This window comes from Thalassotalea sp. G2M2-11, assembly GCF_017168195.1.
Taxonomy (GTDB): Bacteria; Pseudomonadota; Gammaproteobacteria; order Enterobacterales; family Alteromonadaceae; genus Thalassotalea_E.
On record NZ_JADNYL010000003.1, the window covers coordinates 605085 to 625296 of the forward strand.

The window sequence follows — 20212 nt, forward strand, 5'->3', positions numbered from 1 at the left end:
GTTATCTACTTGCTACTTTCATTGATGATAGTTTAACAAAAGTACGCGCTCGTTCTACTATTAAATAATTAACAGGTACCAGTATTAAAGTAATTAATGTGGCAAATATGATACCAAAGCCTAGCGAAACAGCCATAGGGATCAAAAACTGCGCCTGAGTTGCTTTTTCAAATAGCAAAGGCATTAAACCAATAAAGGTAGTCAGCGATGTAAGCATCACGGGCCTAAACCTTGCTTGGCCTGCTTTTAATACAGCATCAATTAACAAGACACCTTGCTGACGCTTCTGATTAATAAAGTCAACCAACACCAAACTATCATTAACCACTACGCCAATCAGTGCCATCATCCCCAATAAACTCATGATGGTTAGATCCATTGACATGATCCAATGACCAACAATGGCGCCAATCGCCCCAAACGGGATCACTGACATCACAATTAGTGGCTGCGAATACGACTTAAACGGAATCGCCAGCAAGCAATATATAATAAAGAAAACAAAAATTAGCCCTAGCTTTAAACTACTAAATGATTCTTTTTGCTCCCTTGCTTCCCCCTCAAGACTGTATTTAACACTTGGGTACTTTGAAACTAACTCTTGTAAATAAGCTTTTAAATCAGCATTAAGTACTGTCATGTTAGTATTTTGTTTATCCACATCAGCCGTAACGCTGATGGTGCGATAGCGATCTATGCGCTTGATCGCAGAAGGGCTTTTCCCTGGAATTAATGTAGCAACATGAGAAAGCGGCACTTTAGCTCCATCAGGCGTATTAATTAGCATATCTTTTAAACTGGCAACAGATTGCCTATCAGCTAGAGGGAATTTAAGCATCACTCGCACATCATCTCGCCCCCGTTGAATGCGTTGGATCTGAGCACCAAAAAATGCCTCCCTTACTTGGCGCGTTATCGTCGTTCTTGAAATGCCCATCGCATGGCCTTGTTCGGTCAACTCAATTTCCAACTCTTGTTTGCCATCGGATAAACTATCAGCAATTTCAAATACCGTCGGATATGTCGCCAAGCGCGATTTAACCTGCTCTGCCACTAAATTTAATGTATTGAGATCCTTGGCTGATAATTGAATATCTATCGGATCACCTGCCCGTCCAAACTCGGCGCGAAAAGTCAAACTTTCAGCCCCAGGAATATCACCAATCATTTGTCGCCATTCTCGTACAAGTTGTCTAGTGCCTATACCGGTATCATTTTTATCAGCGGGTAAAATTTCAAAGCGCACTCTGCCAACTTCATCACGGGTGATCGCTAAGGTATTTAAGATAACGCTATCGCCTTGTTCATTGCGATATTTGTCTTGTAGCTGGTTTGCAGCTAATGCCATTTTTTCCACATAACGATCAACCACATCAAAACTGGTTCCCACAGGCATGGTTAAATTCGCCCGAGCGGTTTCACTAACAATACGAGGAAAGAAGGTAAACTTTGTCCAGCCACTGACGATAAAGGCATAAATAATCACAAATGTAGCAATAAACAATGACAGCGTGGTTAGTTTATGATTAATCGCTTTAGCTAATAACGGCTGATAATAAGTTAAAATCAGTCGTTCAAAACCATCAGCAAAGCGTTGTTGCCACTGACTAAAACGTGAAGACTTTGATACATCAGAGCGTAAGCGTAAGTTTTTCAAATGCGATGGTAGAACGAACTTTGATTCTATCAACGAAAACAATAAAACCGGTATCACAATCATTGGAATTTGTGCAAACAGTGCACCGCGTCGCCCTTCAATAAACGCCAAGGGCAGAAATGCCGCAATGGTAGTTAAAATACCAAAGGTGACTGGTAATGCGACTTCTTGTGTGCCCTTAATCGCAGCATCTAAGCCTGATTTTGCTGTTTGAGTATGACGGTAAATGTTTTCACCTGTCACAATAGCATCATCAACCACAATGCCTAACACTAAAATAAAACCAAATAGACTAATAATATTAATCGTGATATCGAAAAGTGGCATTAAAATAAATGCCCCCATAAAACTAATAGGAATACCAATAGAAACCCAAAAAGCAATAGACGGTCGTAAAAATAGAGTTAACAGTAACAGGACTAAGAAGCCACCTTGTAACGCATTAGAAATCAATGTGTTGAGACGACTTTTAACAATCTCTGAATCATCATCCCAGTAACTTAACTCAAAGCCTTGAGGTAGTGTTGCTTGTCTTTGTTTAATGTAATTTTTAACGGCATCGGCGACATCAATAGCATTTTGTTGACCGATGCGATAGACATCAATTAATGCACCACGTTTACCATTAAAACGTGCTCTTAACGGTTTTTCTTCAAAACCATCATTGACCGTTGCCACATCGGTTACGTAAAGAAATGAACCATCACTTTGAGTTTTCACGACAATATGTTCAAAATCATCACGTCGATACGCTTGTCCTTTACTGCGCAATAATACATCGCCCCCTTCAGTGCGAATATTACCCGCAGATAAGTCAACAGAGCTTGCTTTAATTGCGTTAGCAATGTCAGATAAGCTTATCTCATATTGCTGAAGTTTATCTGGGCTAACCTCAATGGCAATTTCGTAATTTCTTACTGCATCTAATGACACTTGAGTCACATCATTAAGCGCAAGCAGATCATCACGCACCTGCTCGGCAAATTCTCGAATCTCTTTCTCACTGTAGATAGAAGCAACGGTTACAGAAATGACATTACGCTTACGTTGTTGAATCGAAACAATCGGTTTTTCTGCTTCCACAGGAAAAGTGTTTACTGCATCCACACGGCTTTTAATATCCGCTAACAAATCACGAACATCATAACCTTCTTCAGCTTCAATTCTGACATTCGCAGCACCTTCAACGGATGTGCTGACGATTTTTTTAACCCCTTGTAAGTCTTGTATCGCCTCTTCTACGCGAATAGCAATACCTTGTTCGGTATCTTCAGGTGTAGCGCCACGTAGTGTCACCCCAACATTGACAATGTCGGAATCAAATGACGGAAATACTTCTAATGGAATATTACTTTTTAGTGAAAACACCCCTAACAGCAAAATAGTGATCATCAACAAATTTGCTGCAACATGATTACGGGCAAACCAAGCGATCATAGTTGCTCACCTTTGTTGTTATCAGTATTCTCTTTACTAGGCTGTTGAGAATTTTTCTCTTGCATAGCTGGTTTATTCGGCCGTTTAGCTGTAGGTTTTGCTCTTTTTACGGGGACACCATCAACCATATTAATACGTACGCTAGTGCCAGAAGTGACTTGTCCAAGCGGCGTTAATACTAAAAACTGTCCTTGCGATAACCCTGATTCAATCACAGCGACATCATTATTTTGCCAAGCAATATTGACATTTATTCGTTTTAAAATGCCCTTTTCCACGACATAAACATAGGTTCCTTGGTAAATAGTACTATTTGGTATAACAATGACTTGCTCAGCAGTACGACCAGAAATCTGTGCTTTTACATATTGTCCTATTTTTAAGGGTAAACCTGAGCGGGGTATATTTTTATAAGGATCATCAATTTGTGCTACCACATACAATTGTTGTGAATTCTTATCATATGCACCTTCGGTACGTACCACTTTTCCCTGCCATGTTTGATCCTCTGCAAGCTCAGAATAAATGGTTACATCCGGTAAGGGGGTCGAACTTGTATTACTTAAACGACTGTTTTCCGGTAGATCAATGAACCGAAGGTCTGTGTTTTTAAGCGGGAGTCTAATTTCAACATAATCCACGGCATAAATTTCTGCTAATCGAGTACTAGGTGACACCAGCTGACCTAAATCGACTTCCTTGGTTAAAATTCGTCCGGTAAAGGGCGCTTTTATTTTACTGCGCTCAAGTGCTAAATCAGCTTTTTCAAGAGTCGCTTGTGCTGAATACAGTGTTGCTTGCGCCGCTAGAAGTTGCGGTTTTCTTAACACAAGATCTGGCGCATTTTGCTCGCTACCTAAACGTTGCCAATCTTGTTTCGCTTGCTCTACACGTGCTTTTTCTTCAATTAAACTTTGTTTAGCGCTATATAAATTAGCTTGTGCGATTTTAACTTCCGCTTTGAGATCACGATCATCAAGTTCAATTAACACATCACCTTTGTCAAAAAAGGCGCCCGCTTGAAAATTTCTACTGACTGCCATGATTTGCCCTGACACTTGTGGAAATAAAATACTCTGTGTTCTGGGTTTAATGGTGCCATAACTATCAATCACCATGGGATAATCGACTTTAGCTAATGTTTGTACTTCCACATTGATCTGTGGTGCCATACTCGGGCGACCACGCTTTGCCGTAGGCGGATTATTAGTGATCAAATAAAAGCTGACCACGGTCACTACCAAGATAACAATGGGTAATAAAATGGTTTTGTATCGAGAGTTTGCAGCTAAAGACATGGGCTATTGACTACCTAAAGAAAAAGAAGTTAAACGATGATCTTGATTATTTGGTTGTTCAAATTGATATCCACCACCTAAGGCAAGGTAGAGCGCAATTTGATTTTGTATTAATTGATTCTTCACTTGTATCACCGCGGTTTGTGCATCAAATAAACGGCGCTGGGCATCTAGCACAGTGGTATAGCTTACCAACCCCTTTTGATACTGAGCAAACGATAGTTGCTCTGCTTGGTTGGCATTTTCCTGTGCTTGTTTAAGATATAAGTAGCGCTGTTTCAGTGCACTATGATTATTCAAGCCATTTTCAACGTCTGAAAAGGCCTGATAGACCTGCTTAAGATACAACTGCTCTTGCTGAGCCAAGCGTAACTTTGCTTGCTGCTCTTGTGCAGCCAGTTTACCCGCATTAAAAATAGGCATGGTGATATTACCAATTAATGACCATGCTAACGCACCACCGTCAAGTAAATCCCCTAATTCGTTTGAGCTATCTCCCAAGGTAGAAGTTAATGCAATTCGAGGAAAACGCTGCTTATGCGCAACTGCCACACCAGCGTCTAATGCTAATAACTGATACCAAGCAGCGACAAGATCGGCGCGTTTAGTTAACAATTGTGCAGGCAAAGCGTTTGGCAAAAATGGTTCGGTGTCTGGTAATTGCTGATTAATGGAAATCTGTCCATTGGGATACTGTCCAATTAATAGCTCTAAAGTGCGCTTTCGCTCGACAACCGTTTGTTCCTGTTGAGTAACTCGAGCCAACTCACTATTTAAATTATTTTTAGCAAGATAAACATCTAACGCATCTTTGAGCCCTAATCGATAAGACGATTCGATCATGGCTAAACTATCTTCTTGGTTCTTTGCTCTTGCTTGGTATAAGGCTAACAATTGTTGAGCTTCAACCGCACTAAACCATGCTTTACTCACATCTGCAATTAATTGTTGTTCTTGTTGAAAATAGTTATTTTTTGCTGACAAATAATCCAGTGATGCCTGATGTTGCTGATCAGAAAGCTTGCCCCAAAGATCGAGTTCATACGATAACTGTAAATTTACATCGGCAGTTGTCTGATAATTAATGTTGTCATCATTAACCACTTTTCTACGGCTATTACCTTGGGATAACGTAATATCTGGAAATTTAGTCACCCCAGCAATTTCCGCCGTTTGTTTTGCTATATCAACGACAGCTTGGCTCGATTGTAATAAATGGTTTTTTTGTTTGGCTAGAATGATCAATTGCTGTAACGCTTCATCATTTAATAACGTGTGCCATTGCATACTTTTTCGCGGATCAAGCGTTGAGCTATCAAGTACATCAGCATTTGACCATGCGGCAGGCAATGATAGCTGCTTAACAGGATTATCAGTTTTGGATGTACTAACACAGCCAGCTACAGTGAGTGATATTGCCAAACTCAGTGTTTTAACAAGAGTGAAATTATTTTTATTGTTCATTATCGCTAGAAATACTCTCATGCTCTTCAAGGAGATTAATTGGTTATAGCCTATGCGTAATTGACGGTAACAACAATCAAATTTACATAGATTTACAGTGTTACAATATTAACCGTAATAAGTGCAAACACATTATCGACTAGGTCAGCTATTTTTTCGGTGTTATAAATAGTTAGCGCTATTTTAGTGCACATATAGTTCACTGGTTAAATTCGCTAAAAGTATACTAAATGTGTAGTGAACAATATTTCACTCTAGGCACTTTGCCACTTTATCGCTATCATAAGTTACGAATTTTATTACCGTTAAGATCACTTTGCTTGATTTCACTTTAATCGCTTTATTTATCCCAACTTTTTTTATGGTCAGTATTACCCCTGGTATGTGCATGACCTTAGCAATGACACTCGGGATGACCATTGGTATTCGTAAAACGCTGTGGATGATGTTGGGCGAATTACTTGGCGTAGCCACTGTTGCCATTGCGTCTGTCGTTGGTGTTTCAGCCATCATGTTAAAAATGCCGTTTATATTTAACATATTCAAATTATTAGGCGCAGGCTATCTATTTTACATTGGAGTAAATATGTGCCGCTCTAGGGGAAAACTGGCAATATCAGATCAACCAACTAGGCTCACAGATATCAAAAAACTTACCTTATTTCATCAAGGGTTTTTCACCGCCATCGCCAATCCAAAAGGTTGGGCTTTTATGGTGGCTTTATTGCCTCCATTTATCAATAAAAATTACGCGTTACCAATACAACTTACTGTTCTAGTAGCAATTATTCTTATTTCTGAGTTTATTTGTATGATGCTTTATGCCACGGGTGGTAAAACGATTGGCAAGGTATTAACTAGCAGAAACAACGTTAAAATTTTAAACAAAATCTCTGGTAGTTTAATGATAATGATCGCTCTTTGGCTGGCGTTAAGTTAAAAGTAACTGATTAATCACGTTCACTGGTAAACTCAATAAAACGACTCACTGTTTTTTTATCGGTAGTGGCATCTGCAATTGTAAACCACACCACCCAAGTCATTTTTTCTTCACTACAGCTACCTAACATTGCATCACTCACGTAATGCTTAGCCTGTTCATCATATTGAAAGAATAAAGGAATTTTCCCCATATACATCTCCTTACCTTCTAAATAAGCAGAAACCGTTAAGTTAGCTGGCAAGTTATTACCGGAGAGATATATTTTAAACAATTGTTCAGTCTGTATTTTTTCTACATTAAATGAAACATTGACCTGACCAAAGGGGGACTGAAAGTCACATTGACTTTGTTGAGCAATACACAGAGGTTTAACGAACAGTGAAGGCGTTTTTTTAGCCGGAGTACAGCTTACGACTGAAAGCGTTATCATCCATAGTAAAACAAATTGCCTCATACCCTCTTCTCAACTCAGGTTTGTTATCCGATCAAACCTGAATTTGATTATGATCAGCTTTTTAAATTTATAACTCAGTATAATAGCAGGCAAGATAACAGAAGTTAACCAAACCTTTTTATTTAATATCAATTAGATAAACGAAATAGAGCGTAATAAGCCATGACACAATGTAAGCTAGATATGGAAGCCACTGGTGAGAAAAATCACAAGTACATTGCCTGTGAACGATGTGCCATGCAGCCGATATGTTTACCAGTAAAGACCCAGCAATCAACGACATTAAGTCTGACAGACCAATATTTAGCTAAACGAACCCCTTCACAAAAAGATCATTATTTATTTACTCAAGGTCAACCACTTACTGACATTTTTGCCGTATGCTCAGGTACCTATAAGCTAACTAAACTATCTAAATTTAACGAAGAAAAGGTATTAGGTTTTCGTTTTCCAGGTGAATTAATCGGTGAAGATGCCTTGCACCCTAAAACATACACCCACAATGCCATTGCTATTGGTGACAGTTCAGTTTGCCGTGTCAATGTTGATAATCTACTTGCTTGCTCGCAAGCGGTACCCGATCTTCAATTAAGTTTAGTAGAATTATTGACCAGACAAAGCTTTATCTCACAAGCACAATTTGAATCATTAATCGCCAAAAAATCGGCTGAAAGTTTAGTTGCTGCATTTTTACTCAACCTTAAACAACGCTTATCATCAAATGAACAGCCATCAAACGAATTAACTTTATCGATCAGCAAAGATAATATCGCCAACTTTTTAGGACTTAGGCGAGAAACTTTAAGTCGTATCTTTTCAAAATTTCAAAAGGAGCAGTTAATTCAACAGTCTAAAAAACAGATCATTATTTTGGCTCCTGAAACATTAGAAAATATGGCTAACAGTTAAGGCAAAATGACCAAAAATAGATATTTTGTCTGACATCGAATTTACTTGATTTCACTTTTCTACAACAAACTTACTGTTAACCAACCAATTCTGTATTAGCTAATTTGCCTTTGAGTTCGATCTAAGCCTCACTATGTACTACCTTTTAAAAGGTATTTTGTACAATACCAGTATATAAAATAAGCAATTTGCCGAATTTTACCCTTACTCTGTGTGGGGTTTTAATTTTTATTGATTTAAATCATGTTTTTGTATTGATCTAAATCATACGCGGAAGGTAAAATTGTCACTGATTTTAGGGTGTTCACGCATTTTGTGTGACTTAAATCACACACTAAAATTTCAACCATAGAAATGCGCTAATTGTAAAAATCTCGAGATTAGCAAAACTAACTTTGTTAACGGAACCAATAAAAATGACAACAACGCTTGATCAGCCGTCATATAACTTTGATGTGGTACGTCAGTTTACCGTCATGACAGTTATTTGGGGAATCGTTGGTACGCTTGTAGGTGTAATTATTGCGGCTCAATTAATTTGGCCTGCATTAAACTTTGAAACACCTTGGCTGACATATTCCCGTCTTCGCCCACTTCACACCAATGCAGTTATTTTTGCATTTGGAACTAGTGCCTTATTTGCCACTTCATACTATGTAGTACAACGCACATGTAAAACAACATTATTTGGTGGCTCACTCGCAAGCTTTACTTTTTGGGGTTGGCAAGCAGTGATTGTTTTGGCCGCTATTACTCTACCTTTAGGTTACACATCAAGTAAGGAATATGCAGAACTGGAATGGCCAATTGATATTTTGATTGCTGTCGTTTGGGTGTGTTATGCCATTGTATTCTTCGGTACACTTGTTAAGCGTAAAACTTCGCATATTTATGTAGCTAACTGGTTCTTTGGTGGTTTTATCATTACCGTTGCAGTACTTCACATTGGAAACTCTATGGTTATTCCAGTGTCGATGATGAAGTCTTACTCATTATATTCAGGTGCAATCGATGCAATGATGCAGTGGTGGTACGGACACAATGCTGTTGGCTTCTTACTTACCGCTGGCTTCTTAGGGATGATGTATTACTTTGTTCCTAAACAAGCAGAACGTCCTGTTTACTCTTATCGTTTATCTATCGTGCATTTTTGGGCGTTAGTTTCATTATATATTTGGGCAGGTCCTCACCATCTTCATTACACCGCACTACCAGATTGGGCACAAAGCTTAGGTATGGTAATGTCAGTGGTGTTATTCTTACCATCTTGGGGTGGTATGATTAATGGTATTATGACCTTATCTGGTGCATGGCATAAATTACGTCACGATCCAATTTTACGCTTCCTTATCGTGTCACTTTCTTTCTATGGTATGTCTACCTTCGAAGGACCAATGATGGCAATTAAATCAGTGAATGCCTTATCGCACTACACTGACTGGACTGTTGGTCACGTTCATTCAGGTGCACTTGGTTGGGTTGCTATGGTATCAATTGGTGCTATGTATCACTTAATCCCTGTGTTATTTAATCAAGGCCGTATGTATAGCATTCGTCTGATCAACATTCATTTTTGGATGCACACTGCTGGTATCGTTTTATATATCGTTGCCATGTGGATTTCAGGTGTAATGCAAGGCTTAATGTGGCGTGCAGTAAATACTGACGGAACATTAACCTATAGCTTTGTTGAAAGTCTTACGGCTTCATACCCATTCTACTTTATTCGTTTCTTAGGTGGGGTTTTGGTTGTTGCTGGTTTCTTATTAATGGCTTACAACATGTTTAAAACTATCGCAGCTAAAGACGGCAGTCTTAAGCCTGTTGAAGTAGCTTAAGGAGACCAAACATGATTAATAAACATGAAAAAGTCGAAAAAAGCGTAGGCTTATTCTTTATCTTTACGATATTTGCGATCAGTATTGGTGGTTTAGTTGAAATTACCCCATTATTTTTCCAAAAAGAAACGACACAACCTGTCGATAATTTACGCCCATACACTGCGTTAGAAATGGAAGGTCGTGATATCTACATCCGTGAAGGTTGTAATGTATGTCACAGTCAAATGATCCGTCCATTTAGAGCAGAAACTGAACGTTATGGTCATTACTCTGTTGCTGGCGAACACGTTTGGGAGCATCCTTTTTTATGGGGTTCCAAACGTACTGGTCCTGATCTAGCTCGTGTAGGTGGTCGTTATAGTGATGATTGGCATCGTGCGCATTTGATTGACCCGCGTTCTGTTGTTCCAGAATCAAACATGCCATCGTTTAAATGGTTAGAAGAAAAGACCCTTGATGGTGAGTTAACAGCTAAGAAACTTGAAACTTTTAATTTCTTAACTCGAAATAAGAGCCATAAAGATGAGCAAGGTAATCCTATCCCACTCTACTCTGCAGAAGATATTGCTGGTGCAAAAGCCGCAGTAAAAGGCAAAACAGAGATGGAAGCACTTATTGCTTACTTACAATCACTCGGTCACGCATTGAAGTAGCACTATGGATTACGGAACGCTTAGAGGCATTATCGCCTTTATAATTTTGGCACTATTTATCATCATTGTGATTTGGTCTTACAGTAAAAAACGTAAAGCAGATTTCGATAAAGCTGCTAATTCGATTTTCGAAGAAGATAGCCAAACAACAGATCACAAAGAAGAAATTAACAAACAGGGGACTAAAAATGTCTAGTTTCTGGAGTATATGGATAACGGTTCTTTCGCTCGGCACTTTAGTAGGTTGTTACTTATTATTGCGCTGGTGTTTAAAGAACTTCGCAGGGGTTGAAGAAGGTAAGTCAATGGGCCACACCTTCGACGGCATTGAAGAGCTTAATAACCCATTACCCAAATGGTGGAGCACCTTCTTCTTATTAACAATTATTTGGGGTTTTGGTTACCTACTGGTTTATCCTGGTTTAGGTAATTGGGCAGGCTTATTCGGTTGGACTAGCTCGAACCAAAGTGTAATGAACCTTGAAGATTCAAACGCACAAGCTGCAAACGCTAAAGAAAACGGCCTTATTGTACAGTATGATATGGAAGTTAAAGCGGCTGAAGAAAAATTCGGTCCCATCTTTGACGCCTTTGCTGCACGAAGCATTGAAGAGTTAGCGGCTGACGAAGAAGCGTTGAAAGTTGGTCAACGCCTATTTATCCAAAACTGCTCGCAATGTCATGGTTCTGATGCACGTGGTACAACAGGCTTCCCTAACCTAGCCGATAAAGACTGGTTATACGGTGGTTCGCCTGCTGAAATCAAGCATACCATTATGGATGGTCGAAAGGCTCAAGGGATGATCGCATGGGAAACTATGTTAGGCGGAGAACAAGGCGTTAAAGAAGTCGCCGCGTTTGTGCTTAGCTTGAGTGGCCGTGAAGTAGATGCAGCAGCTGCTAAAGAAGGACAAGAAAAATTTGCTATGTGTGCTGGATGTCACGGCGCTAATGGTGAAGGCAGTGTTGCTATGGGTGTTGGTGCCATTGGAGCCCCTGCCCTAAACGACAATATCTGGTTATATGGTGGTTCTCAACGTGTCGTTGAGCAATCGATTAAACATGGTCGTGCTGGCGTTATGCCCGCTTGGAAAAATATTTTAGGCGAACAAAAAGTCCATGTTATTAGTGCTTATGTCTATAGCTTATCGCAAGACTAATATCTGCTAATATCGAAAAAAAACCTTAGTGAAATCACTAAGGTTTTTTTATGCCTGATAATTAAAAATAGCAAAATAAATTGTCAATCAACGCATGAATTCAATGGTTTGCATTGGATAAAATGCGTATAATATCCACACAAAATTTTGATAAAGAAAACAGATGAAAACACCTTGGTATAAAGAGCCGTGGGCTTGGCTAGTATTTATTCTTCCATTATCAGCCGTTGTCGCTGGCATCACTACAGTGATCATCGCTAATACGGATCCTGACAGCTTAGTTGTTGGCGATTATTATAAAAAAGGTAAGGCAATTAACCTTGAAATATCCAAGATCAAACAAGCTCAAAAGCTAGGTATCAAATTTGGCCTTCAATTGAAAGATAATGAATTAGTGATAAAGCCAACAGGCATTGAAAAGCAATTCCCGCTATTAAATGTTAATTTTTATCACCCAACCCAAGAAGAAAAAGATTTCTACTTTGCCCTAACTGCTGATGGTTCTGGTCAGTTTAGACAATTTATTGATCACGATGTCACGGGTAAATGGCGTATCACCATCACACCATTTGAACAACACTGGAAAATCCAACAATCTATCACTCTGCCACAATCAGAATTTATTGATATTGTGCCAACACCTACACAAGCTAATTAATTGTTAGAAGCATTTTATGTCTAATTGTTGTTTTCATTGTGGCGAAACAATACCTAAAGGTATTGATCTCTTTGTTACCATTAATCATCAAGATCAAGCTATGTGCTGTGTCGGCTGTCAGGCCGTTGCTCAGACCATTATTGATAATGACTTGGGAGATTACTATCGTTTTCGTACCGAAGCGGCTCCTAAAGGTGAAGCTCTTGTTCCTGAGCAGCTTCAACGCACCGAATTATTAGACGATGATAATCTGCAGCAAGAATTTACTTATAAAGATGGTGAGATCAAAGAAGCCATTCTCACCATTGAAGGCATAAGCTGCGCTGCTTGTGCTTGGTTAATTGAAATGCAGTTAAACCATCTTACTGGTTTACAATCTATATCAGTCAATGCAACAACACAGCGAGCAACGGTACGCTGGATAGATGGTGAAGTCAAACTCAGTGAAATTATCTTAGCGATTGAAAAAGTGGGCTATCACGCCTTACCATTTAAAGCCAGTGAAGTAGAACAAAGCAATAAACGGCAAAGCAAAACCTTTATTAAACGTTTAGGCATTTCTGGCATTTTAATGATGCAAGTGATGATGATCGCTATCGGCCTATACTTTGGTGCGTTTTCCGATATGTCAGCACACAACCTCGTTTACTTACGCTGGATAAGCTTAATATTAACCATACCTATTGTTAGCTACGGTGCATTTCCATTTTATCAAGGAGCGATAAACGCATTAAAAGCCAAGCGTTTATCCATGGATGTGCCCGTCTCGATTGCCATTGTCTTAGCTTTTAGTGCCAGTGCATGGGCAACCATCACTCAAAGCGGTGAAGTCTATTTTGAATCGGTCTCTATGTTCACCTTCTTGTTATTGATTGGCAAATTTCTAGAGTTTCGTGCACGCAACCGTGCCGCAGAAGTATCAGCAAATTTACTGAAATTAATGCCCATGACAGCAACCCTGCTTCGCGGCGATAAAGAAGAGTTTATTATTGCCAGAAAATTACAAGCACATGATCTGGTGTTAATTAAACCGGGAGAAACCATTCCTGCCGATGGCATTATCTGTCAAGGCAGCAGTCAAATAAATGAAGCCATGTTATCGGGTGAACAATTACCAGTAACTAAATCTATTGGTGAGCAAGTATTTGCCGGTACGATCAATGGCGATGGTAACCTTACCGTAGAAGTGAAACATGCCACGCAATCTTCTTTTTTAAGTCAATTAATTCGCCTTAGTGAAGCGTCGCAAACCCATAAACCTAAAATTGCGCAGCTCTCTGATAAAATAGCGCAATACTTTGTCGCAATCATTTTATTTACCGCCATAGGCACCGCAATTTATTGGCAACAGCATTTGCCCGATGAAGCTTTTTGGATCACTCTCTCAGTATTAGTTGCAACTTGTCCTTGCGCGTTATCATTAGCAACACCTACAGCGTTAACTTGTGCAACCACGCGCCTTAACAAGGCTGGCATAATGATCAAATCAGGGCATGTCATGGAAACCTTACCCACAATCGATCACTTTGCTTTTGATAAAACAGGCACACTAACTTCTGGCGACTTTACAGTTGATCAACTCGAGCTGATAGATAGTCATTATAGTAAACAACAAGTGTTAGCTATTACTGCTGCACTTGAAGTGCATTCTGAACACCCTATTGCAAAAGCTTTTACTCCCTATCGCGATTTTAATGATAGTAGCCAAGAGGTCGAGATTATCGCTGGGGCAGGCATTCAAGGCAGCGTCAATCAACAAGAAGTTAAAGTAGGTAAAGCCAAATGGTTATTTGATTTATCATTACTTACACCAGCACAATATCAGCAATATAAAAGCGCGTCTTGTGTACTTATTATCGATAAACAATTAGTCGCAGCATTTAGTTTAAAAGATCATATTCGCCCTGATGCCCAACAAGTCATTGCAAAACTGCAACAATCACAAATCACCACCACCATGTTATCTGGTGATCATCAATCAGGTTGTGATGCCGTTCAACAAGTCTTAACGCTTGATCAGGTCTACAGTCAATTAACCGCAACACAAAAACTGGAAAAAATTAAGCAACTACAGAATCAACATATCGTCGCTATGATTGGCGACGGCATCAATGATACGCCGGTGTTTGGCGCAGCTCACGTTTCAATCGCCATGGGAAGCGGCACCGATATCGCCAAAAGCGGTGCGGATGTGATATTACTGAATAACCACTTAAGCGCAATTCATACCCTATTACAAGTTGCCAAAAAAACTCAGCAAGTGATCAAACAAAACTATGGCTGGGCTTTTGGGTATAATGCAATTGTACTCCCGTTGGCTGTTTCAGGTTATATTACTCCGTATATGGCGGTTATCGGCATGTCGTTAAGCTCGATATTGGTGATCACCAATTCGCTAAGGTTGTTAAAAGTTAAGCAAAAATTGGAGCTAAGATGAGCGTCATTTATATTTTGATCCCCATAGCGATTATTTTAACCGCCATCGGTATTTATCTATTTTTCTGGGCAGTAAAAACCGATCAATTTGATGATCTGGAAAAGCAAGGCTTAAGTATTCTGTTTGATGACGACACAGAAAATACTGCTGATAAAACAAACAAAGCAGCATCCGAAAAAGCATCGCAAAGTGAAAAAACACCTTCAACGGCAGAAAAAGTGCAAACTAACAATAATGATTAACTGCATCAAGCACTACAAACCACAAGTTTACCGATAAACTACCGCGGTAGATAAAAGATCATCACTAAGCAAAAAATCACTATCGCCCAAAAAAAGGGTAAAAAGCGTTTAAGCCTTGATAATCTGCCTTCAGGTGCATGTTGCGTTAATGGCATGCCACAGTTTTCACAATTACCAATATCATTTTGCTCATTGTCGATTTCATTAGGGCTTTGACAATACAAACAGGTGATGACTTCTTTTGACATGATCAGTGACTCGTTAACTGGTGGTACAATTGAGGTAATTTTATCGGCAATTGCGATGGTTTTAAAATCACCGTATAGCCATCGCTTCCGAATAAATACGGCAGATATTCCTCAGCTTCAACGTCTATAGTAATGCAGAATGGCTTGATCCCTAGTTTTCTTGCTTCTTGAATAGCTTGATGGGTATCTTCAATACCAAAGCGACCTTCATAGTGATCAATATCATTCGGTTTTCCATCGGTTAAAATCAGCAACAGTTTTTGTGTGCTGTTTTGCTCAGCCAAAATGTTGAGCGATTGACGGATGGCTGCCCCCATTCGCGTATAAAAACCAGGACGGATCGCTTGTACTCGACCTCTGATCTGATCGTTATAACTTTCATTAAAGTTTTTTAATAGGCTAAATCGCACATTAGTACGTTTTACCGATGAAAAACCATACATAGCAAACCTATCGCCTACGGTATGCAAGGCCTCGCCAAATAACAACATGCTGTCTTGAACAACATCTATCACCCGAGTGTTATCATCTAAATGGGCATCAGTCGACATTGAAATATCAGCTAACAACAAGGTAGAGATATCACGGTTATTACCCCGAAAACTCTGATAAAGTCCCTTTTCTTGAGTAGGTGAAATTTGACTCTCCACGTGAAAATCTAACCACGCTGTCAAATCCAATTCTTCCCCTTGCGGCTGCCCTTTTAGCCAATAACGTACACTTTGCAATTGTTCAAACTGTGATTGAATGACCTTCGCCGTTTTCTGTAAACGCTGAGGCAATTTTTGCGCATGACAATCGCGTGGCATCATTGGTTGCAATAAACAACGATCTTGCTCTAATTGTTGTGATTTGTAATTAAATTCAGGTAACTTGATGCCTTCACCTAGCGGAATATCATCTTCTGATGCTGAAGGTAAATCCAAATCAATTTTGATATTGGCACTTTTCTGATTTTGCTGCTTTGATAAGGTAATTTTATCAAGATCTTCGGCGATACGATGATATTCTTCTTCATCTTCTTCACTGTCATCCGTTCCCCGATCAAGCTTACTAAATTCGCTCCATGAAAACATACTTTCAAGTCGGAAAATCATCATGCCATCACGACATTCAGGAGAATCAATTCGTTCAGCCTTTTTACGACTTGCCTGACTTTTTTTCGATTGACTGTCGTTATCGTTTTGCTCTTCAGTAATGTCATTTAAGTTTTCAGGTAAAACAAACGGATCTAATTTTGCTGAGGGATAGAGCCATAAATACACGGCTTGTGGTGCAAAATTGACTCGTGGAAATTCTGTGACACTGCCTGGAGACAGTACCGCATTAATAATCGCCTGTTCCATTTGTTGTTCAGCCTGTGGCCGCTTACTATGATCAGCCCGAGTTGCTACAAATGCCTGAGCTAAACGCTGATACCTTGGTTTCAACGATGGGTATTGTGTTAAGACATCAACAACAAGTTGCTGATTATCTATCGCCCAATGCTTAAAGCCACTTTGTTGCTGAGCAGCTAATACTGCCAACCAAATATACAAATCACGGTTTAAATCGGCGCTAGGAAATACGGCGAGTGATTCTGGTAAGCGTAAACTTTCTTCGTCTTGCCAAGCAAGTGAAGATTGCATATTCTCACCGGAAATTTTTTGCAGGAAAGTACGTCTGACTTGATAGTCTCTACTCGATGCTGCTTCGACACGTTTAATGGCGTCACCACCAAGTGCTCTAAACACCATACCAACTGACTTATTAACGTCAGTAAAATTGACTCGTGCTTCTTGATAATCTTGACTGGCTTTACGTGTAATGTACTTATGCCAAAGTTCACCAACCCATTCTTCCATTATTTTATAACCCGCTATTTTCTATGTGTTTAGACTATCAAATTGACAGAAAAATAACGTGATATATATCAAGAGTTAGGATTATTTTCACACAAGTTAAAGGCTATTTATCATGAATTTTTAGATCAGGAAGATCGGCACTACCAATGGTATGAAGCACTAAACCAACGGTAAAAAAGAAAAAAGCGGTTGCCCCCATACTTGCTTTTAACACCTTATCGTCCCCATCAGCAATAGTGTATAAAAAGATACCACAACCAATTGCACTAACAGTTGAAAGATAGCTGATCACTTTAGCTATTTTCTGTAATTTACGTTTTTTTGTGCGTTTAACAGGGAGTTCACTATCCACAATAACACCTCAATAATGTCGTTAAATTAATTTATCTTGATTATAAAAGAAAGCCGCGGCCCAACACCACGGCTTTCAATCACAAAGACTGTGCTTTAATGATTTATGCTTGTGCTTTTTCTTTTGTGAAGAAGCTTGTTAAATAACAAATTAAGCCAATCAAGAAGAACACACCGGCAATTTCACGTAACCAATAGAAAATTGTTAATTTCTCTTGTGTTGCCATAAAGCTTAATGCTTCACCTGTTTCTGGTAAACGTTGTAACCACACTTGCAGTACACCAGCACCTGTTAAGAACAAGGTGATAAATACCATAGCAATAGTCATTAACCAAAAGCCCCACATTTCACGTACTTGTGCACTATTTGGCATCGCTTCACCAAAACCACGGATCTTAGGCATTGCATATGAAATGATTGTCATCACGATCATTGCATAAGCACCATAGAACGCCATGTGACCATGAGCAGCTGTTATTTGTGAACCATGAGTATAGAAGTTCACTGGCGCTAACGTGTGTAAGAAGCCCCAAACACCAGCACCTAAGAATGCCATTACAGCAGTACCTAATGCCCATAAAGTGGCCGCTTTGTTAGGGTGTTCACGACGACGACGGTTAACCATATTGAAGGCATATAATACCATAGCGAAGAAAGGTAACGGTTCCATTGCTGAGAAGATTGAACCAACCCACTGCCAGTATTCAGGTGTTGCTAACCAATAGAAGTGGTGACCTGTACCTAAAATACCAGTGATTAACGCCATTGCAATGATAACATATAACCATTTTTCAATAACTTCGCGGTCAACACCTGTAGTTTTGATCAAGATGAACGCTAAAATTGCACCCATGATCAATTCCCATACACCTTCTACCCATAAGTGAACAACAAACCACCAGAAATATTTATCTAAGGCAATGTTTGCAGGGTTGTAGAAAGAGAATAAGAAGAATACCGCTAAACCAACCAAACCAGTTAATAGCACCATGTTGATGGCAGTTTTACGACCTTTTAAGATAGTCATACCTAAGTTATATAAGAAACCTAGTGCCACAACAACGATACCGATTTTAGTAATGGTAGGTTGCTCTAAAAATTCACGCCCCATCGTCGGTAAATATTCATTACCTGTAATATGAGCTAACGTTGAATAAGGTACTAATAAATAACCTAAAATGGTTAATACACCTGCCGCAGCAAATATCCAAAATAAGGCTATTGCTAATTTAGGACTATGAAGCTCAGTTTCTGCTTCTTCAGGCACTAAATAATAGGCTGCCCCCATAAAACCAAACAATAACCATACAATAAGTAAGTTAGTGTGAACCATACGGGCAACATTGAATGGGATGGCACCAGCAAGGAAGTCACCTACAACATATTGCATCCCCATAATTAAGCCAAATAGAATTTGACCAACGAATAAAATCAATGCAAATACAAAATAAGGCTTTGCGACCGCTTGAGATTGATATTTTAAAGTACTCATGCTCTTATCCTTCATCATTTGGTGGCCAATCATTAACATCCATTTCTGCAGTAAACTTCAGAAATTCAGCTAAATCATCGATCTGTTGATCGTTAAGATGAAAATTAGGCATTTGACGACGACCAGGAATGTTCAATGGTTGAGCTTTCATCCAACCTTGCATGAAACCTTTAAAAGTCTCAATATTTCCACCGCCGCGACGAACGTAAACATTGCCTAGCTCTGGCGCAAAGTACGCACCTTCACCAATTAATGAATGACATCCAACACAGTTGTTATCTTCCCATAACGCCTTACCGCGCGCTACAGACTCACTAAGGTTGACTCGATTGTCTCTCTCAGGCATTTCTTTTGTTGTATGAAAGGTTAAGCTCAAAAATATTAGAAAGAAGAAAACACTTCCACCATAATAAATGTTACGAGCCATGCCCTTCGTAAAGCTTTCTGACATGGTATTTCCCTTATTAAAAGTAATAAAAGCAAGGTCATAATATACTTGTAATTAAGAAAACATCTTGATGGAAATCAAGTTTTTAGAATTGTGTAACAAATCGTGATGAAAAGCAGAAAGAGTTTGTTCTACATCAAAAAATTGGTAGCTTTCTTGCCATAGCTCTGGAAACATTAAACATCCCTAAGAGCACTAATAATGCGTGAATAGTAACAAAGTATACCAGCATCACCATGATAGATGCTTCGAATGCATCACTTCCATAGACAACGATTAATGGGATCAGCACCAGCAACACACCAGCAATTATTGCCAGTTGCAGCGCTCGATATAAATGAATACGCTGCCAACCTTTATTATCTTTGTGCTTAAAAAACAGCCAGAGCAGGCCAAGAAAACAGAAACCGGGGAGTAATAATAAATTAGCTAAATATAAAGACTGATAAATAATTGCATAATTTTTATCATGCTGTTCAGTTGAAGTATCCATTTGACATCCTTATATTATTTTGATGCTAATACCTTATAAAATATAGATTATTAACAGCACAAATGGAACCAATAAAACATAACTCATGATTAATAATCGCCACCTTTTAGGTGCATGTTTAAGTTCCATAAATACATCAACTATCTGTTGTCCCTTTAAAAAAACGATTAATAACACACAGG

The 20212-nt window shown here is 39.1% G+C and carries 19 protein-coding genes; 9 read left to right on the forward strand and 10 right to left on the reverse strand.

Annotation, left to right across the window (positions count from 1 at the left end; genetic code table 11):
* Nucleotide 1 precedes the first annotated feature (1 nt).
* From IV514_RS13690 to IV514_RS13700, 3 genes are read right to left on the reverse strand one after another with little or no spacing between them, the layout of a single operon-like run.
* Complete coding sequence (locus IV514_RS13690) at nucleotides 2–3094, reverse strand: efflux RND transporter permease subunit (protein WP_206485813.1); 3093 nt, start codon at nucleotides 3092–3094, stop codon at nucleotides 2–4.
* On the reverse strand, nucleotides 3091–4392 hold the full coding sequence (locus IV514_RS13695; protein ID WP_206485814.1) for an efflux RND transporter periplasmic adaptor subunit: 1302 nt from the start codon (nucleotides 4390–4392) through the stop codon (nucleotides 3091–3093). Before IV514_RS13695 ends, IV514_RS13690 begins: the two co-directional genes overlap by 4 nt.
* Nucleotides 4393–4395: 3 nt before the next feature.
* Nucleotides 4396–5856 (reverse strand): efflux transporter outer membrane subunit, encoded by a 1461-nt coding sequence (locus tag IV514_RS13700; RefSeq protein ID WP_206485815.1) that lies wholly within the window; start codon nucleotides 5854–5856, stop codon nucleotides 4396–4398.
* Nucleotides 5857–6172: 316 nt separating this feature from the next.
* Here IV514_RS13700 and IV514_RS13705 point away from each other — a divergent pair, with 316 nt between their 5' ends.
* The gene (locus tag IV514_RS13705) at nucleotides 6173–6796 is read left to right on the forward strand and encodes a LysE family translocator (RefSeq protein ID WP_206485816.1); all 624 of its coding nucleotides are present in this window, start codon (nucleotides 6173–6175) and stop codon (nucleotides 6794–6796) included.
* 10 nt (nucleotides 6797–6806) lie between these two features.
* Here the strand turns inward: IV514_RS13705 and IV514_RS13710 are convergent, their stop codons facing one another.
* On the reverse strand, nucleotides 6807–7253 hold the full coding sequence (locus IV514_RS13710) for a hypothetical protein (protein WP_206485817.1): 447 nt from the start codon (nucleotides 7251–7253) through the stop codon (nucleotides 6807–6809).
* A 162-nt stretch (nucleotides 7254–7415) separates the two neighbouring features.
* On the opposite strand from IV514_RS13710, the gene IV514_RS13715 reads away from it, so the two are divergent.
* The 8 genes from IV514_RS13715 (at nucleotide 7416) to ccoS (ending at nucleotide 15153) form a co-directional block, all read left to right on the forward strand.
* Complete coding sequence (locus IV514_RS13715; protein WP_206485818.1) at nucleotides 7416–8162, forward strand: helix-turn-helix domain-containing protein; 747 nt, start codon at nucleotides 7416–7418, stop codon at nucleotides 8160–8162.
* 416 nt (nucleotides 8163–8578) lie between these two features.
* The gene (gene ccoN / locus IV514_RS13720) at nucleotides 8579–10000 is read left to right on the forward strand and encodes a cytochrome-c oxidase, cbb3-type subunit I (protein ID WP_206485819.1); all 1422 of its coding nucleotides are present in this window, start codon (nucleotides 8579–8581) and stop codon (nucleotides 9998–10000) included.
* Between the two features lie 11 nt (nucleotides 10001–10011).
* Complete coding sequence (gene ccoO, locus IV514_RS13725) at nucleotides 10012–10656, forward strand: cytochrome-c oxidase, cbb3-type subunit II (RefSeq protein WP_206485820.1); 645 nt, start codon at nucleotides 10012–10014, stop codon at nucleotides 10654–10656.
* Nucleotides 10657–10660: 4 nt separating this feature from the next.
* Nucleotides 10661–10852 (forward strand): cbb3-type cytochrome c oxidase subunit 3, encoded by a 192-nt coding sequence (locus IV514_RS13730; protein WP_206485821.1) that lies wholly within the window; start codon nucleotides 10661–10663, stop codon nucleotides 10850–10852.
* Nucleotides 10845–11816: a cytochrome-c oxidase, cbb3-type subunit III gene (gene ccoP / locus IV514_RS13735; protein WP_206485822.1), complete on the forward strand. Its 972-nt coding sequence runs from the start codon at nucleotides 10845–10847 to the stop codon at nucleotides 11814–11816. The genes IV514_RS13730 and ccoP overlap by 8 nt, the downstream gene beginning before the upstream one ends.
* A 163-nt stretch (nucleotides 11817–11979) precedes the next feature.
* The gene (locus IV514_RS13740) at nucleotides 11980–12474 is read left to right on the forward strand and encodes a FixH family protein (protein WP_206485823.1); all 495 of its coding nucleotides are present in this window, start codon (nucleotides 11980–11982) and stop codon (nucleotides 12472–12474) included.
* A 16-nt stretch (nucleotides 12475–12490) separates the two neighbouring features.
* On the forward strand, nucleotides 12491–14911 hold the full coding sequence (locus IV514_RS13745) for a heavy metal translocating P-type ATPase (protein WP_206485824.1): 2421 nt from the start codon (nucleotides 12491–12493) through the stop codon (nucleotides 14909–14911).
* On the forward strand, nucleotides 14908–15153 hold the full coding sequence (ccoS, locus tag IV514_RS13750; protein WP_206485825.1) for a cbb3-type cytochrome oxidase assembly protein CcoS: 246 nt from the start codon (nucleotides 14908–14910) through the stop codon (nucleotides 15151–15153). The genes IV514_RS13745 and ccoS overlap by 4 nt, the downstream gene beginning before the upstream one ends.
* Nucleotides 15154–15191: 38 nt before the next feature.
* Here the strand turns inward: ccoS and IV514_RS13755 are convergent, their stop codons facing one another.
* The 6 genes from IV514_RS13755 to IV514_RS13780 all read right to left on the reverse strand — a co-directional run bounded on the left by IV514_RS13755 (nucleotide 15192) and on the right by IV514_RS13780 (nucleotide 20030).
* Nucleotides 15192–15401: a DnrP protein gene (locus IV514_RS13755; RefSeq protein WP_206485826.1), complete on the reverse strand. Its 210-nt coding sequence runs from the start codon at nucleotides 15399–15401 to the stop codon at nucleotides 15192–15194.
* A 2-nt stretch (nucleotides 15402–15403) separates the two neighbouring features.
* A complete protein-coding gene (locus tag IV514_RS13760; protein ID WP_206485827.1) occupies nucleotides 15404–17245 on the reverse strand; it encodes a VWA domain-containing protein in 1842 nt (613 codons plus the stop codon).
* 103 nt (nucleotides 17246–17348) lie between these two features.
* A complete protein-coding gene (locus IV514_RS13765) occupies nucleotides 17349–17597 on the reverse strand; it encodes a hypothetical protein (RefSeq protein ID WP_206485828.1) in 249 nt (82 codons plus the stop codon).
* Nucleotides 17598–17700: 103 nt separating this feature from the next.
* The gene (locus IV514_RS13770; protein ID WP_206485829.1) at nucleotides 17701–19089 is read right to left on the reverse strand and encodes a cbb3-type cytochrome c oxidase subunit I; all 1389 of its coding nucleotides are present in this window, start codon (nucleotides 19087–19089) and stop codon (nucleotides 17701–17703) included.
* A gap of 4 nt (nucleotides 19090–19093) precedes the next feature.
* Nucleotides 19094–19540: a cytochrome c gene (locus IV514_RS13775; protein WP_206485830.1), complete on the reverse strand. Its 447-nt coding sequence runs from the start codon at nucleotides 19538–19540 to the stop codon at nucleotides 19094–19096.
* Nucleotides 19541–19673: 133 nt separating this feature from the next.
* Nucleotides 19674–20030, reverse strand: a complete 357-nt coding sequence (locus IV514_RS13780) for a hypothetical protein (protein WP_206485831.1) — start codon at nucleotides 20028–20030, stop codon at nucleotides 19674–19676.
* Between the last annotated feature and the right edge of the window lie 182 nt (nucleotides 20031–20212).